15 protein-coding genes and 1 tRNA gene are annotated in these 16,169 nt (G+C 69.1%); 15 read left to right on the plus strand and 1 reads right to left on the minus strand.

Features of this window, described 5'->3' with window-relative positions; genetic code table 11:
• Positions 1 to 73: 73 nt before the first annotated feature.
• Positions 74 to 2,950 carry a TonB-dependent receptor domain-containing protein gene (locus tag BMX37_RS00680; protein WP_093663568.1) on the plus strand — a complete coding sequence of 959 codons (2,877 nt, stop codon included), beginning with the start codon at positions 74 to 76 and terminating at the stop codon, positions 2,948 to 2,950.
• Between the two features lie 37 nt (positions 2,951 to 2,987).
• Here the strand turns inward: BMX37_RS00680 and BMX37_RS00685 are convergent, their stop codons facing one another.
• Complete coding sequence (locus BMX37_RS00685) at positions 2,988 to 3,644, minus strand: prolyl hydroxylase family protein (RefSeq protein WP_093663569.1); 657 nt, start codon at positions 3,642 to 3,644, stop codon at positions 2,988 to 2,990.
• A gap of 116 nt (positions 3,645 to 3,760) precedes the next feature.
• Here BMX37_RS00685 and BMX37_RS00690 point away from each other — a divergent pair, with 116 nt between their 5' ends.
• The 14 genes from BMX37_RS00690 (at position 3,761) to BMX37_RS00755 (ending at position 16,112) form a co-directional block, all read left to right on the plus strand.
• Positions 3,761 to 4,591, plus strand: a complete 831-nt coding sequence (locus tag BMX37_RS00690) for a type II secretion system protein N (protein WP_093664195.1) — start codon at positions 3,761 to 3,763, stop codon at positions 4,589 to 4,591.
• An 11-nt stretch (positions 4,592 to 4,602) separates the two neighbouring features.
• The gene (gene gspD / locus BMX37_RS00695; RefSeq protein WP_093664196.1) at positions 4,603 to 6,840 is read left to right on the plus strand and encodes a type II secretion system secretin GspD; all 2,238 of its coding nucleotides are present in this window, start codon (positions 4,603 to 4,605) and stop codon (positions 6,838 to 6,840) included.
• Positions 6,841 to 6,902: 62 nt separating this feature from the next.
• Positions 6,903 to 8,426, plus strand: coding sequence for a GspE/PulE family protein (locus tag BMX37_RS00700; RefSeq protein WP_483151388.1), 1,524 nt, complete (start codon positions 6,903 to 6,905; stop codon positions 8,424 to 8,426).
• 7 nt (positions 8,427 to 8,433) lie between these two features.
• Positions 8,434 to 9,657, plus strand: a complete 1,224-nt coding sequence (gspF, locus tag BMX37_RS00705; RefSeq protein ID WP_093663570.1) for a type II secretion system inner membrane protein GspF — start codon at positions 8,434 to 8,436, stop codon at positions 9,655 to 9,657.
• An 8-nt stretch (positions 9,658 to 9,665) separates the two neighbouring features.
• Positions 9,666 to 10,139: a type II secretion system major pseudopilin GspG gene (gspG, locus tag BMX37_RS00710; RefSeq protein WP_244501321.1), complete on the plus strand. Its 474-nt coding sequence runs from the start codon at positions 9,666 to 9,668 to the stop codon at positions 10,137 to 10,139.
• A gap of 35 nt (positions 10,140 to 10,174) precedes the next feature.
• The gene (locus tag BMX37_RS00715; protein WP_244501322.1) at positions 10,175 to 10,648 is read left to right on the plus strand and encodes a GspH/FimT family pseudopilin; all 474 of its coding nucleotides are present in this window, start codon (positions 10,175 to 10,177) and stop codon (positions 10,646 to 10,648) included.
• Positions 10,641 to 11,024, plus strand: coding sequence for a type II secretion system minor pseudopilin GspI (gene gspI, locus BMX37_RS00720; protein ID WP_093663573.1), 384 nt, complete (start codon positions 10,641 to 10,643; stop codon positions 11,022 to 11,024). The genes BMX37_RS00715 and gspI overlap by 8 nt, the downstream gene beginning before the upstream one ends.
• Positions 11,021 to 11,641 carry a type II secretion system minor pseudopilin GspJ gene (gene gspJ, locus BMX37_RS00725; RefSeq protein ID WP_093663574.1) on the plus strand — a complete coding sequence of 207 codons (621 nt, stop codon included), beginning with the start codon at positions 11,021 to 11,023 and terminating at the stop codon, positions 11,639 to 11,641. The genes gspI and gspJ overlap by 4 nt, the downstream gene beginning before the upstream one ends.
• On the plus strand, positions 11,631 to 12,620 hold the full coding sequence (gene gspK / locus BMX37_RS00730) for a type II secretion system minor pseudopilin GspK (protein ID WP_244501323.1): 990 nt from the start codon (positions 11,631 to 11,633) through the stop codon (positions 12,618 to 12,620). Before gspJ ends, gspK begins: the two co-directional genes overlap by 11 nt.
• Complete coding sequence (gene gspL / locus BMX37_RS00735) at positions 12,617 to 13,696, plus strand: type II secretion system protein GspL (RefSeq protein WP_093664199.1); 1,080 nt, start codon at positions 12,617 to 12,619, stop codon at positions 13,694 to 13,696. The genes gspK and gspL overlap by 4 nt, the downstream gene beginning before the upstream one ends.
• Before the next feature lie 13 nt (positions 13,697 to 13,709).
• A complete protein-coding gene (gene gspM, locus BMX37_RS00740; RefSeq protein WP_093663575.1) occupies positions 13,710 to 14,186 on the plus strand; it encodes a type II secretion system protein GspM in 477 nt (158 codons plus the stop codon).
• On the plus strand, positions 14,183 to 14,905 hold the full coding sequence (gene gspN / locus BMX37_RS00745) for a type II secretion system protein N (RefSeq protein WP_093663576.1): 723 nt from the start codon (positions 14,183 to 14,185) through the stop codon (positions 14,903 to 14,905). The genes gspM and gspN overlap by 4 nt, the downstream gene beginning before the upstream one ends.
• 47 nt (positions 14,906 to 14,952) lie before the next feature.
• Positions 14,953 to 15,029, plus strand: a tRNA-His gene (locus tag BMX37_RS00750).
• A 30-nt stretch (positions 15,030 to 15,059) separates the two neighbouring features.
• A complete protein-coding gene (locus tag BMX37_RS00755; RefSeq protein WP_093663577.1) occupies positions 15,060 to 16,112 on the plus strand; it encodes a Glu/Leu/Phe/Val family dehydrogenase in 1,053 nt (350 codons plus the stop codon).
• Positions 16,113 to 16,169 lie beyond the last annotated feature (57 nt).

Consider the following 16,169-nt stretch of genomic DNA (forward strand, 5'->3'; position numbering starts at 1 on the left):
CCTCGGTGCCCTTCACCGGGGCGGCATCTCCGCCGCCCCGGTCCTTTTCCATATCCGCGCGAAAGATACGGCCATGCAGCGTCGCCACGCCTACGCCACCCTTCTTCTCCTGACGTCGCAGCTCGTCTCGCCGGCGGTGCTGGCGCAGACCGGCGGTGGATCGCCGACGGGGAGCACGCCGCCTTCCACCCCGCCGATCAGCACGACCGGTACACAGCCGGACACGGCTGCGCCGACCGACGCGCAAACACCGACGACGCAGAGCGGCACGCCGCAATCCCAGGCGGCACAGGGGCAGGCAGCGCAGGGGCAAGAGGGCGACGCGCCGGTCGAGGTGTCGGTGCCGGGCGCGTCCGGTGAGCCGGCCGACGTGGTCGTGGTGGGCCGCAACATCCCCAACACGGTCAAGGCGACGGCGCAGATCGTGTCGGTGCTCTCTACGGCCGACATCGCGCGGACGGGAGAGGGCGACATCGCCGGCGCGCTGACCCGCGTCACCGGCCTGTCGGTGGTCGGCGGAGGCTTCGTCTTCGTGCGGGGTCTGGGCGACCGCTATTCCTCGTCGCTGTTGAACGGATCGCCACTGCCCAGTCCGGAACCGCTGCGGCGGTCGGTGCCGCTCGACATCTTTCCGACCACGATCGTCGGCTCTGCGCTGGTGCAGAAGACCTATTCGGTGAACTATCCCGGCGAGTTCGGCGGCGGCGTCATCAACCTGACCACCAAGGCGCTGCCCGACAAGAACTTCCTGTCCGCCGGCGCGTCGATCGGCGCGGACGACGCGACGACGAGCGAGCTGGGCTACACCTATTATGGCGGCAAGGCGGACTGGATCGGCTTCGACGACGGCACGCGCGACGTGCCCGGCTTCATCCGCAACGCCGCCAAGGGGAACGGCCTGATCCCGGCCGCTCAGGTCGCACAGCTGTCGAACGCGTCCACCACGCTGCTCCAGCGCAACAACCAGCTGCCCGCCAACTGGTCGGCAGAGGTATCCGGCGGCTCCGTGTTCGACGTGGGATCGAGCCGGCTCGGCGTGATCGCGTCCCTGTCCGCCAGCAACACCTGGCGCACGCGCCTGAGCACGCAACAGGACTCGGTCACCGAGGCGGGCACGCTGCGCAACGATTTCCGCACCCTGCTGACCGACAATCGCGCGGTCACCAACGCGCTGGTCGGGCTGGGCCTGGAGTTCGGCGAGAACACGATCCGCTGGAGCAACGTCTATATTCACGACACGCTGAAGCAGGCGCGGGGTGCGGCGGCGACCCTGTACAACAACCCGAGTGGCCTCCGCTTCCAGCAGAACACCAGCTGGTTCGAGCGTCAGTTGATCGAGTCGCAGCTGGTCGGCGAGTTCAAGCTGACCGACCGCCTGCGCGTCGACGCGCGCGGGGCCTATGCCAATTCCAAGCGCAAGGCCCCCTACGAGCGTCAATTCGACTATCTGTGTTCCAACCGCACCACCAACGGGCTGGAGATCGTCAACAACAACGAACCGGTGCCCGGCGACCTGTTCACCTGCAACGGCGCCTACCAGGTCACCGGTCGTTTCACGCCGTTCGCGTCGATCATATTCAGCGACCTGAACGAGGATCTTTGGACCGGGCAGGCGGACCTGTCGTACAAGCTGGACACCGACCGGCCCTTCACCCTGTCGACCGGGTATTTCTACTCGGACACCGATCGTCAATCGAGTCGGCTGCAGTTCAACTACCAGACCAGCCTGGGCGGGGGCACCGCGCCGGGCTATCCGGTCAACCTGTTGCGTCCCGACTATCTGCTCGGCCCAGACGCGCTGTTCAACGCGTGTCCGCAGATCGGGCCCGGCGCCTGCACGATCGAGTTGCAGTTCAACACGCCGCTCGGCGCCTATGCCTATGACGCGGGCCTGCGCATTCATGCCGGCTATGCCCAGGCCGAGGCGGAGGCGCTGGACGGCCTGCGCGCGGTGATCGGCGTGCGATACGAGAACGCAGTGGAGACGGTGACGCCGATCGACACCGCGACGACGCGGCTGAAGCGCGATTACTTCCTGCCGGCGGCGACGCTGACCTGGAACTTCGCGCCCAACATGCAGCTGCGCGGGTCCTTCTCCAAGACGATCTCCCGCCCCCAGTTCCGCGAACTGGCGCCGCAGCAGTTCCGCGATCCGGATTCCGACCGGCTGTTCTTCGGCAATCCGTTGCTGCGCGATTCGCAGTTGTACAATCTGGAGGGGCGGTACGAATGGTTCTTCGGGCGCGATCAGCGCTTCACGGCAGCGGGGTTCTACAAGCGGATCGACAATCCGATCGAGCAGGTCGGTTTCTACACCGGTGCCGACGATCGGCTCCAGACCGGCTTCACCAACCTGCCCAAGGCGACGCTGTACGGTGCCGAGGTGGAGGTGCAGAAATATCTGCCGCTGGTCAGCCTGGGTGAGGCGTTCGCCACCCGGCGGCTGTTCGCGCTGGCCAACTACACCTACACCAAGTCCAAGATCGACGCGGGCGGCCAGTGCGTGCCCAACGTGCTGAACCAGACGCTGGGCGGGTGTGCGACCGGCTATGGTCCGGCCAGCCTGCAATTCCGCGATGGCGCGTCGCTGACGGGCCAGTCGGACCATCTCGTCAACCTGCAACTGGGCATCGACGACACCGCGTCGCTGTCGCAGCTGACGGCGCTGTTCAACTATGCCAGCGACCGCGTGACCAATCGTGGTCCGGCGAACCTGTCGGGCGTGGGGTTCCAGCCGGACGTGGTGGAACGGCCGGGCATCCGGCTGGACCTGGTGGCGCGGCAGGGTATCGAGGCGTTCGGCGGTCGGTTCGAGATCAAGGCGGAGGCGCGCAACCTGACCCGGACGCGCTATCGCGAAAGCCAGACCTTTTCGAGCGGCAACGAGGTGTTCATCAACCGGTACAATCTGGGCCGCATCTTCACCCTGGGCGTCAGCACCACCTTCTGATCGATGCGCCCGGCCGCCCCTGCGCGGTCGGGTGTCATCAGCGCCAGGGGTGTTCGCGAAACCATTTGGTGATGACGTATTTGACGCCGCTCCGCACCTTCATCCCCTGATGGATGGTGGCGGGATTGGGCGTGCCGTCCGGGCGGCGGTTGTTCCAGGCGAGCAGCTTGCCGGTCTCGGGCTGCACGATCTTGTCGACCGTCTTGAAGCGGGTGGCGCCGCCTGCCTCGGGTTCGTTGAGATAGATCATCACCGTCCAGGTCCGGTTGCCCGCAACCCCGCAGAAGCGGTGATAGTCGATGCCGGTCGGTTCGAAATAGTCGGTATGCCCCTTGAACTCCTGTCCCACGGCGTAACGCTGCCCCTGGATCGGTTCGCCATGCGCGGGGTCGAGGCCGGTGAAGGCGGCGATACGGGCCTCCACCTCGGCGACCGCGGGGTCGTCGCGGTTCAGGTCGCCGGTTTCGCTGGTGCGGTAGGCGGCGTCGCCGTTGAAGTCGCTGACGGTGGAGGGGCGGCGCACCGCATCGATCTGCGCGATCAGCGTTTCGCACAGGTCCGCGGGCAGGAACGCGCGCTTGATGAACAGCGTCAGCTTGGGCGAGGGAACGCGCTGGACGCCCGGTTGCGCCAGGATGCGTTGCACGATGGGTTCGGACGGGTGCCCGGAACCGAGAGGGGCGGGGGCGGTCATGGCCGGCAGATTGCCAGCGCATCTCGTGCCGCGCCAGTGGGATCGGCAGGGAAGCGGTTGACGCATCGGCACAACCTGCCATGCGTGATGCGGCCAATGCTTGGGTGGGTTGCACGATGCGCTTGACGATGGATGCCCGCGCGCGCCGCATCCTGCGGCGATTGCCGCGCGTCAACCTGTACTCGGTGGCGGAACTGGCGCTGATGGCGGCGGTGGCGGTGCAGGCCGCGCGATTGATCTGGGTGACGCTGACCCCGGTCGCGCCGGTTGGCGATTGGCGTCCGATCAGGCCCACGGCGCCATCGACCGAGATCTTGTCCGGCTTCGATCCCTTTTTCCGCCTGTCCGCAGGGGGGCAGCCGGCAGCGGTGACCTCGCTGCAACTGACGTTGTTCGGCACGCGTGTGGATGAGGCGATGGGCCGTGGCTCCGCCATCCTGGCCGGACCCGACGGCGTGCAGAAGAGCTTTTCGGTGGGCGAGGAGGTTTCGCCCGGCGTTCGGTTGAAGGCGGTGGCGTTCGATCATGTCACGATCGATCGCGGTGGCGCAGCCGAGGACCTGTTCCTGGACCAGTCGGGCGCGGTGACACCGGTGACACCCGCCGCCTCGGCGATCGGCGCCCCCTCGATGCCGACCGCGCAGCCACCGAGCCTCGGCTCGTCATCGGCCGACCGCCTGCGCAGCGAGATCGGCTTCATCCCGCGTATCGACGATGGCCGGATCAGTGGGCTGGTCGTGCGTGCGCAGGGCTCGGGTGCCCTGTTCCGCCAGGCTGGCCTGCGCGACGGCGACGTCGTGACGGCGATCGGCGGCCGCCCGGTCACCGGTCCGCAGGATGTCGACCGTGTCGGCGGCGACCTGCGTGGCGCCGGCAGCATTCCCGTCACCGTGGAGCGCGGTCGCCAGACTCTGTCGCTCGCTATTCCGGTGATCTCCACCCCATGACCGCAGGATCGATGACGCGCCTTTTCCTTGCTCCGGCCCTAGCCATGGCTCTGGCCGTGGGGGCTCATGCCCAGACGACCCTGAACGTCCGCGATGCCGATATCCGCGCCTTTATCGCGGACGCGGCAAAGGTGACCGGTCGCACCTTCATCATTGACAACCGGGTGCAGGGAAAGGTGACGGTGGTCACGGACCGTCCGTTGTCCCGGTCGGAATATTTCGAGGTGTTCCTGTCGACGCTGCGCGCCAACAACCTGGTGGCGGTGCCGACCGCGAACGGTGCGCTGCGGGTGCAGCCGCTGGAAAACGCCGCCAGCCAGCCGAGCAGCATCGGCGCAAGCAGCGCCAACCGCAACAGCTTCGTGACGGAGATCGTCCGCCTGCGCGCCATCGACGCCGCAAGTGCGGTGGAGACGGTACGCCCGCTGGTCAGCGCGCAGGGAGCCGTGACCGCCAATCGCGGCGGCAACAGCCTGGTCATCGTCGACTTCGCCGACAATATCCGGCGCGTGCGGCAGGTGCTGGCCCGGATCGACACCGACAGCGCGTCCACTCGCGTCGTGCCGTTGAAGAACGCGTCCGCGCGAGAGATCGCGACGGCGTTGCAGGGCCTGATCGGCGGCGGCACGGGCGGAGTACCGTCGGCTGGCCCCGGCGGCGGCGCCACGCCCACGTCAGTCGTGGCGGTGGAGGGCTCCAATGCCGTCGTGTTGCGCGGCGACGCGTCCACCGTGTCGCGGTTGGCGCAGGTCGCGGCCGATCTGGACCTGAAGGCAAAGAACGGCACCGAGATCCGGGTCGTCTTCCTGGAGAATTCGGACGCAGAGCAGTTGCTGCCCGTCCTCCAGCAGCTGGTCGGCCAGACGCCGGATCAGCCACAGACGCAACAGCTCAGCCGGACCAGCTTCGGCTCCACGGGCGGTAGTTCGGGCGGTAATGCCTCCAGCTCGGGCTTCCCGACGCAACAGGCCGCGCCCGTGCCCGTCCAGTCCGCGAATGCGGCGGCGTCGGCCGGCAGCGGCCAGCCCGCGCTGACCACGGCCGGTGGGCGGACGGCGGCGGTCGTCACCCGTTTCGCCGGTGCCAACGCGATCGTCATCGCCGCGCCAGGCGACATCCAGCGCCAGTTGGCGGAGGTGGTGCGGCAGCTCGACACCCGGCGCGAGCAGGTGCTGATTGAGGCGATCGTGGCCGAGGTATCGGATGCCACGGTGAACAAGCTGGGCGCGCAGTTCATCGTTGCGGACCCGAAGGGTGGCGCATTCGGCGCGTCGACCTTTTCCAGCGCATCGCCCAACATTCTTCAGATCGCCGGCGCACTCGGTGCGCGGGAACTGGCGACGAACACGACCACCGTGGTCGCGCCGGACGGCACCCGCACCACCACCAGCACCAATCCCAGCGGCGCGGACCAGCTGACCCAATCGGCGATCCAGTCCATCATCAACTCGTCCGGCGGTTTTGGCGGTTTCGGCGGCAAGATCGGCAGCACGATCTTCGGCGCCATCATCAACGCGGTGAAGAGCGACACCGCGTCCAACCTGCTTCAGGTTCCACACCTCATCACGCTGGACAACCAGGAGGCGCACAGCCTTGTCGGTCAGGAGATCCCGATCACCACCGGCCAGGCGCTGTCGACCAATTTCGACAATGCGTTCCGCACCACGCAGCGTGAGAATGTCGGCATCGGCCTGGATGTGCGGCCGCAGGTGAATTCATCCGGCACGGTGAAGGTCAACATCCACCTTCAGGTCAGCTCCATCGCCGGCCCCGTGTCCAGCGACAATTCGGACCTGATCCTGAACAAGCGCGAGGTGGAGACGACGCTGACGCTGGACGATGGCGCGATCGGCGTGATCGGCGGGTTGTTGTCGGACGAGGAACGGCGCACGATCGAGAAGATCCCGTTGCTGGGCGATATCCCGGTGCTGGGCAACCTGTTCAAGTCCAAGGCGAAGTCCCGCGCGAAGACGAACCTGATGATCTTCATCCGGCCCAGCATCCTGCGTACGTCCGACGACAGTCGCCGTGTCGCGGAACAGCGCTATGGCTATCTGCGCCTGCAACAGGGATTGCAGGACCCTACGCGTGAACCGACGATCGATGAGCTGGTGCGCGATTACATGGGTGCGGCGGCCCCGATCCCGGCCGCGCCCGGGCTCGGCAATATCGAGGACCCCAGGATCGGCGTCCCGGTGGTCACCAACTCGACATCCACCACCACCATCCGGCAGCGCAGGCGGAAGTGACCGACGCCCCGGTCATCCGCGAGGGGCTGGAGCCTGCGGGCGGTATCGCGGCGGCGGACGGCATTCCGACGCTGGCGTTCGGGGATGTCACGCATCACCCGCTGCCCGCGATCCCCTATGCCTTCGCGCGTCGGTTCGGCGTGGTCATGGATGGCGAGCGCGTCGCGCTGAGGGAGGGGGCCGATCCGCGCGCGTTGCTGGAACTGCGCCGGTTCCTGCGCCGCCGGCTGGAGGTGGCGATCGTGGCGCCGTCGGCGTTCGACCGGCTGCTGTCGGACGCCTATGCCATGGACGGGCAGGCGACGGCGATCGCGGCGGTCGGCATGGGGGATGAACTGGACCTGCTCGCGGACGGCATCCCGACGGCGGAGGACCTGCTCGACACCGCCGACGACGCGCCGGCCATCCGCCTCATCAACGGAATCATCGCGGATGCGGCGCGCAACGGCGTGTCGGACATCCATATCGAGCCGTACGAGACCGGGCTGGTGGTCCGCATGCGCATCGACGGCGTTCTGCGCGAGACACTGCGCATGCCGCCGCACGTCGCGCCGGTGGTGGTCAGCCGTATCAAGGTCATGGCGCGGTTGGACATCGCGGAACGGCGCGTGCCGCAGGACGGGCGCATGGGGCTGACGCTGGGCGGAAAGCTGCTCGACGTGCGCGTGTCGACGCTGCCCAGCCGGGCCGGCGAGCGGGTGGTGCTGCGTATCCTCGACAAGGAGAATGCGGGCATCGACCTGCCGGCACTGGGCCTGACGCCGGCGATGTTCCAGCTGCTGAGCGAAGCGCTGGCGGAGCCGAACGGCATCCTGCTCGTCACCGGACCGACGGGGTCGGGCAAGACGACCAGCCTGTACGCGGCGCTGCGCCTGCTGAACGATGGCAGCCGCAACATCCTGACTGTAGAGGACCCGATCGAATATGCGGTGGAGGGCGTCGGCCAGACCCAGGTCAACGCCAAGGTCGGCCTGACCTTTGCCGCCGGGCTGCGCGCGATCCTGCGCCAGGACCCGGACGTGGTGATGGTCGGCGAAATCCGCGACCGGGAAACGGCGGAGATCGCGGTGCAGGCTTCGCTGACCGGGCATCTGGTGCTGTCCACCGTTCACACCAACGACGCGGTGGGCGCGATCACGCGCATGCGGGACATGAAGGTGGAGCCGTTCCTGCTCGCCTCCACATTGCGCGCGGTGATCGCGCAGCGGCTGGTGCGGCGATTGTGCGAACATTGCCGCCGACCGGTGGAGGCGGCCCATTCGGTCGCCAGCCTGCTCGGCATCGCGCCACACACGACGGTGTACGAGGCACAAGGGTGCGAGCGGTGCAACGGGACCGGCTTTCGCGGCCGGATCGGGGTGTTCGAGGCGGTGCGCGTGGACGACACGGTGCGCCGCCTGATCAACGAGGGCGGCGATGAAACCGCGATCGCGCGCCATGCCTTTGCCCGCACGCCGACGCTTGCGCAGGCCGCGCGCGAATTGGTCGAGGCGGGGCTGACCACGCCGGAGGAGGCGGTCCGTGTGTCACGGCGCGACGCCACCGATCCGGTGATCGAGGCGGTGCCCCCGCCGCCCGACAGCTGAGCCGGGCATGGCCGATTTCGATTATCTGGCGATCGACACGCGCGGCGGTGAGCGGCGCGGGCATGTCGCGGCAACGGACATCGACGCCGCGCGCCGGGCGCTCGACGCGCGACGCCTGTATGTCGTGCGTATCGAGCCGGGCGCGCCGCCGACCGCCACGTCGCGTCCGCTGTTCGGCCTGCAACTCGCCCGCCGCCGCATGTCGGGCAAGCAACTAACGCTGTTCACACGGCAGCTTGCGACGCTCAACCGGGTGTCGCCGCTGGAGGAATCGCTGCGCACCATAACGCGGCAGACGGAGCAGGAGCATGTCCGTGCCGTGGTGGCGCAGGTCCATGCCGGCGTTGTCGAAGGGCGCCGGCTGGCGGATGCCATGGCACGCGAGCCGAAAAGCTTTCCGCCGCTGTACCGCGCCATGGTCGCCGCCGGCGAAAGCTCCGGCACGCTGCCCGCGATCCTTGAGCGGCTGTCGGTGTTGCTGGAACGACAGGCGGAGATCCGCGGCAAGCTGCTGACGGCACTGGCTTATCCCACCATCCTGGCGTTCGTGGCGATGAGCGTGGTCGCCGCGCTGATGATCTTCGTCGTGCCGCAGGTGGTGGAGCAGTTCGACACGGTGGGACAGGAACTGCCGCTGCTGACCCGGATCGTCATGGGGCTCTCCGCTTTCCTGGCCGGATGGTGGTGGGCACTGCTGCTAGGGCTGGGCGCGGTCGCGCTGATCGGATGGCGGGTGTTGAAGGAGCCGGCGATCCGTTTGTCGTTCGATACCGCTCTGTTGCGTATCCCGTTGCTCGGCCGGCTGCTGCGCGACCTGCATGCGGCGCGCATGGCGCGGACGCTGGGGACCATGGTGGCCAGCCGCCTGCCGCTTCTGGAGGGATTGGAGCTGACCACGGGCACGATTCACAACCGGCGCCTGCGCCTGGCGTCCGACCAGATCGTCGATGCGATCCGGGGCGGCGGCAGCCTGTCGGCGGCGATGCGACGGGCCGCGGTCTTTCCGCCGCTGCTCACCTACCTCGCCGCTTCGGGAGAGGCGGCGGGGCGGCTGGACGAGATGCTGGAACGCGCGGCCGATTATCTGGAGCGGGAATTCGACCGCTTCACCGCGACCGCGCTGTCGCTGCTGGAACCCGCGATCATCGTCATCATGGGCGGCATCGTCGCGACCATCGTGCTATCCATCCTGTTGCCGATCCTGCAACTCAGCACCCTTGCCGGCCAGTGAGCCGGATCATGAGGACCCCCATGCATTCCAAGCCCACTCATCCCAACCGCCGCAATCGCCGGCGCCGCGAAGACGGCTTCACCCTGGTCGAGCTGATGGTGGTGATCGTCATCATCGGCCTGCTGGCGACGATCGTCGCGCTGAACGTGTTGCCATCGGGCGACAAGGCACGGGCGGTGCGGGCGAAGGCCGACATCTCCACGATCGAGGGCGGGCTGGAAATGTACCGCCTGCAGAACGGTGCCTATCCGACGACGACGCAGGGCCTGGAGGCGCTGATCCGCGCGCCGCAGGGGATCAATTCGGCCAGCTATCAACCCGGCGGCTATCTGAAGGGGGGCAAGGTGCCGACCGATCCCTGGGGCCGCGCCTATCTGTACGCGTCGCCAGGCAAGCATGGCGAGGTCGACGTCTGGTCGCTGGGCGCCGATGGCAAGGATGGCGGCGATGGCGCCGACGCTGATATCGGCAGCTGGCAGTAAACGGACCAGGCGGCGGAACCGCGATCGTGACGCCCGTGACCGAACCCGACCCTTGCCGCCCTTGTGGTCGAACGGCCGGCTTCACGCTGGTCGAGCTGATGGTCGTCATCACCGTGATTGGGCTCGCCGCGGCGGCGGCGATGTGGGCCATGCCCGACCCGCGCGGACGCCTGAGCGACGAGGCGGCGCGCTTTGCGGTGCGGACGCGGACTGCGCGCGACCAGGCGATCGTGTTGGCGCGTCCGGTCAGCGTCTGGGTCACCGCCGGCGGCTATGGCTTCGATCAGCGTGTCGGGGGACAATGGGTGCCGTTCGCGCAAAAGGGCCTGCGGCTTGAGCGGTGGCGTGAGGGGACGCGCGCGACCGTAGGCGATGCGAGCGGACGCGTCCGGATCACCTTCGACACCACCGGCCTCGCGGATCGGCCCTTCGACCTGAGGCTGGAGCGACGGGGTGCGGAGGCGGGGGTCAGCATCGATGCGGACGGAAGCGCACGGGTCGATGGATGATCGTTCCGACCCGAACGGCTTCACGCTGATCGAGATCATGGTCGCGCTGGTCGTGTTCAGCCTGGCGGTGCTTGCGCTGCTGCGGCTGGAAAGCGGCACGATCCGGGGCGTTTCGATCATCGACGATACGGCGGCGGCGAACCTGGTCGCGCACAACGTCGCGGAGGACGCGGTGACCAGCGCCCGTCCCCCGGCGCTTGGTGCGCAGACGGGGCGGGAGGTCAATGGCGGACGCGGCTGGGCCTGGACGCGTACCGTGTCGCCGACGGGCAATGCCCGCGTGCTGCGCGTCGACGTGGCGGTCAGCGATGCGCGGGGTCGCGTGGTCGCGCGCGCGACGCTGGTCCGGCCACCCTATGTCGGTGTGGTGACGTGATCCGCGCGGCTAGGGCGCGGGAGGAGGGCTTCACCCTGGTGGAGGTCATGGTCGCGCTGCTGATCTTTTCGATGCTGGCGGTGGCCGGGGTCGCGATCCTGTCGTTCAGCGTGCGTGCGGGCGCGGTGAGCGCTGCACGGCTGGATCAGGCGGCCGCGTTGCAGCGTACGGTGGCGGTGCTGTCGGCGGACCTGGCGCAGGCGGTGGATCGGCCGTGGCGCGACGAGGGCGGTATGACCCGTCCTGCCTTTACCGGAGACGGTGCCGGCATGACGCTGGTGCGGGGCGGCTGGAGCAACCTGGACGGTGCCCCGCGTCCGTCATTGCAGCGGGTTGCATACGTGCTGAACGGCGGCGCCTTGCAGCGTACAGCCTATCCCTTCCTGGATGGAGCCGCGCCGTTGCCTGCGGCGGTGCTGATGACCGATCTCAAGTCGCTGCGCTTCCGCTTTCGCCATGACGGCGCGTGGAGCGACGTGTGGCAGGGTGGCCCGGATCAACCGCTGCCCGATGCGGCGGAGCTGTTGGTAGTGCGCCGCGACGGTGTGACCTATCGCGCGTTGCTGGCGGTGGGGACCGGCTACCGGCCGGCCGGGGTGTCGACGCGTGTCTCGTGATCCAACCAACCCGCGCGAAAGGGGCGCGGCTTTGCTGACCGTGCTGATGCTGGTGGCGGTGATCGCGGTGATCGCCGGCACCGCGCTGGAGCGGCTGACCCTGACCACGCGGCTGGCCGGCAACGCGGTGGCCGGGCAGGCGGCCGAGGGCTTCGCCCGCGCGGCGGAGACGCTGGCGCTGACCCGGATCGACGCGCTGCTGTCGCAGAGCCGCGACCGCGTGACCCTGGCCGGCGATTGGAGCGGACGGCCGTTCGCCCTGCCGCTGCCGGGCGGCATTGCGACCGCGCGAGTGTCGGACGGGGGGAACTGCTTCAACCTCAACGGGCTGGTCGTCGCGGGCGGGCCGGGCGTTTACACGAGCAACCCGCTCGCACGGGCGCAGCTTGCCCGGCTGATCGCGCTGCTCGGTCTGCCGGGCCAGGGCGATCCGGTCGCCGCGGCGGCCTCCGACTGGATCGACAGCGATTCCGATCAGCAGGCGAACGGGGCCGAGGACCAGAGCTATATGTCGCTGGCGGTGCCGTATCGGACCGCGGGCACGCTGATGGCCGATGTCAGCGAGTTGCGCGCGGTCGCGGGCGTGACGCCCGACCTGTTTCGGCGCCTGCGGCCGTTTCTGTGCACGTTGCCGCGCGCTGAGCCTGTGGCGATCAACATCAACACGCTGTTGCCGGAACAGGCTGCATTGCTGGCGATGCAGGTGCCGGACACGCTGTCGGTGGAGACGGCGCGCCAGTTGATCCTGCGGCGCCCGCCACAGGGCTGGGCCACCGCCGACGCATTTTGGCAGCAGGCGAACCAGGCGGGCGTGAACACCGGCCTGGGCAATACCGGCCAGGTGGCGGTGACCACCAAATGGTTCGCGTTGCGCGTCGATGTGACGGTGAATGGCGCGGAACGCAGCGAACGTGGCCTGATCGACGCAACAAGGCTTCCCGCGCAGCTCGTCTCGCGGCAATGGGGGGAGGCGACATGACCACGCTGCTCTTCCTCCCCGGTGACGGTACAGACTGGCGCTGGCTGCGTTTTGCCGACGGCATGGCCACCGGCGAGGGGGAGGGCGTGCCCGAGATCGCGGACGCGGTGATCGCGGTCGCTCCGGCCGAGGACGTGACGCTGCACTGGGCCGAATTGCCCAGCCGTTCGCCGGCACAGGCCGCCGCCGCCGCCCGGATACTGGTCGCGGAGGCCAGCGCGGAGCCGGTCGGTGACCTGCATGTCGCGGTGGGGGAGCCGGATAGCGGCCCCGGCGGGCGCGCGGTCGCAGTGGTCAGCGCCGGCCGCATGCGCGACTGGCTGGTTCAGCTTGCGGCGATCGGCGTCGATCCGGACGCCATCGTACCCGCGTCGCTGCTGCTGCCGGAACCGGAGCAGGGCTTCGTCCGCGCCGCGATCGCCGGACGCGGCCTGGTGCGCGGCGCGTCGAGCGGCTTCGCGGACGAGCCAGGTTTCACCGAACTGGTCACGGGCGGCGTCGCCCTGGTCGACCTGGATGACGAGGCACGCGAAGCGGGCCTGATCGCCGCGACCGCGCGACCGCCCCTCGACCTGCGTCAGGGAGCGTTTGCCCGCAGGCGGCGCTTCGCCATCGATTGGGCGCTGGTGCGACGGCTGGTCGTGCTGGCGGGTATAGCGCTGCTGCTAACGCTGGCCGTCGATGTGATGCGCATCGTTCGGTTGAACCTGTCCGCCGATCGCGCGGAGATGCAGGCGGACGCCCTGGCGCGGACGGGCCTTCCGCGCGGCGAAACCGTGACGGACGCGGGCCGCCAGCTGGACGAGCGGCTGTCGCGGCTGCGCGGGCCGGGGCGCGGGTTCAGCGAAAGCGCCGCGGCAGTTTTCGCAGTCATTCAGGCGCAGCAGGGCGCGGAACTGACGGCCATGACGTTCGAGCCGAACGGCGACCTGCACATCGGGCTCGCCACCCAGAGCGAGGCGGGTCCGACAGACGTCAAGCGGGCGCTGGAGGCGGCGGGGCTGACGGTCAGCGCCAGCACGTTCACCGCGTCGAACGGGCGGGTCACGGGCGAAATGACGGTCGGGGCGCGATGACGGGATCACCGCTATGACCCGCGCCTTTCCGTGGTTCGCCGCCCGCTCGCTGCGCGAACAGCGGCTGATCCTGGTCATGCTGGCACTGCTGGCCGTGACGGTGACCTGGGCGGGCATCATCCGACCGGTAGGCGATGCCCTGTCGAGCGCGCAGGAGCGGCAGGCGGATGCCGTCACGCGGCTGGGCGAGACGCGCGCGCAGGTGGAGGCGGTACGTACCGCGCAGGCACTGCATGGCCCTGCGCTGGCCGGAACGCTGGCGGACACGGTGCGCGCGCGCGCCGATGCGGCGGGGTTCACGCTGGCGAGCCTGGATCCCCAGGCGGACGACCGGGTCCATGTCACGCTGTCCTCGGCACGCCCCGGCGTTCTGGTCGCATGGCTTGCGCGGCTGGAGCGTGCGGGTGTGCTGATCGATTCGACACGGATGACCGACAATGGCGACCGCACGGTGTCGGCCGACCTGGTACTGAAAGCGCAGGGTCGATGAGGCGCATCCGATTGCGGGCGGGGCCCTCGGCGCTGTTCGGCATGTTGCTGGCGGCGGCGCTGCTGCTGTTCCTGCCGCTCAGGCTGGTGCTGGGCTGGCTCGACGCCGGTTCGGTCGGGCTGACCGCGCGCTCGGCGGGGGGCAGCGTGTGGGCGGGGTCGCTGACCGATGCGCATCTGGGGCGGCTGGCGCTTGGCGACCTGCGGGCGCATCTGTCGCCATGGTCGCTGCTGATCGGGCGGGCTCGGGTCGAGCTCGATGGGCGCGGCGATGCGGCGGACCGTCTGCGCGGCGCGGTCACGGTCAGTCGCCACCGCGCCGGGCTGGACGATTTCACCGCGTCGCTGGCGACTGGTGCCTTGTTCGCGCCGCTGCCCGTCACGCGGCTCGACCTGGATGCGGTCAGCGTCCATTTCGCCGATGGTGGTTGCCGCGATGCGGTCGGACGGGTCACGGTGGCGCTGTCACCGGGCGCGGCCGGGATCGCGCTGCCCGCCACGCTGACGGGCACGCCGCGCTGCGACGGCACGGCGCTGCTCCTCCCGCTGGTCAGCACGGCGGGAAGCGAAAGCGTCACGGTGCGGATGTCGTCGGCGGGCAGCTATTCGGCGCGGTTCCTGGTGCGCCCGTCCGACCCGGCGGCGGCGCAGAAGCTGGAGGCGGCGGGATTTGCGCCATCGGCGGACGGGCATCAGCTTTCGATCGAGGGGCGTTTCTGACTGCTTGACGCAACGCCGGGCGGCTCGTACTGGCTCGGGCCTTCGCGGCGATCGTAGCTCAGTTGGTTAGAGCATCGGTTTGTGGTACCGAGGGTCGCGGGTTCAAGTCCCGTCGATCGCCCCATTTTTCCCTTTCCCACAGACGAGACTTCGCATGAGCGCCGACTGGGGTTTTCCCGACTTCGACGATCACGAGGGCGTGCACCTCTTCACCGATCCGGCGTCGGGTCTTCAGGCGATCGTGGCGATCCATTCCACCGCTCTCGGGCCGGCGGCGGGCGGCGTCCGGTTCTGGCATTATGGCGGCACCGGCGGTGGCATCACCGACGCGCTGCGCCTGTCGCGGGGCATGAGCTACAAGAACGCCATGGCCGGTCTGGAACTGGGCGGTGGCAAGGGCGTGGTCCTGGCGGCACTACCCGGCGACGTCATCACCGACGAACAGCTGAAGGCGTTCGGTCGCGCGGTTGAATCGCTCGGCGGTCGCTATGTGACGGCCGAGGATGTCGGCATGTCCGAGGCGCGGATGAAGGTCATCGCGGGGGAGACACGCTATGTCTCCGGCCTGCCGGTGGCGAGCGGCGCGGCGGGGGGCGACCCCGGCCCCTACACCGCGCATGGCGTGTATCTGGGCGTAAAGGCTGCGGCGAAGCGCGGGCTGGGCACCGACGACATGGCCGGCGTGCGCGTCGCGATCCAGGGTGTCGGCTCGGTCGGCGGCGGCACCGCGCGCCTGCTGGCGAAGGACGGCGCCGTGCTGACGCTGGCCGATGTGGATGCGGGGCGTGCCGAAGCGCTGGCGACGGAGCTGGGCGCGACCGCCGTTCCGGCAGGCGAGATCCTGTCCACGCCGGCGGACATCTTCAGCCCCAACGCGCTGGGCGCGATCCTGACCGAGCAATCGATCCCGGCGCTAGGCGCGAAGATCGTCGCGGGCGGTGCCAACAACCAGCTCGCGACGCGCGCGGATTATGCGCGCCTGCACGAGGCGGGGGTGCTGTATGCGCCCGATTACGTCATCAACGCCGGCGGCATCATCAATGTCGGGCTGGAATATCTCGGCCAGGGTGACGAGGCGGAGGTGATGGCGCGGATCGCACGCATTCCGTCGCGCCTGGACCAGGTCTGGGACGAGAGCGAAGCAAGCGGAAAGCCGGCGGCCGAGGTCGCGGATAGCATCGCCCAGCGGCTGATCGGCCGGGGCTGACGCCTACACGGACGAAGTGCGGACGGCTTAGAATGGCCGGGCCGCCCCTCGACTGGT

It is taken from the genome of Sphingomonas gellani (assembly GCF_900110035.1).
Classification (GTDB): Bacteria; Pseudomonadota; Alphaproteobacteria; order Sphingomonadales; family Sphingomonadaceae; genus Sphingomonas; species Sphingomonas gellani.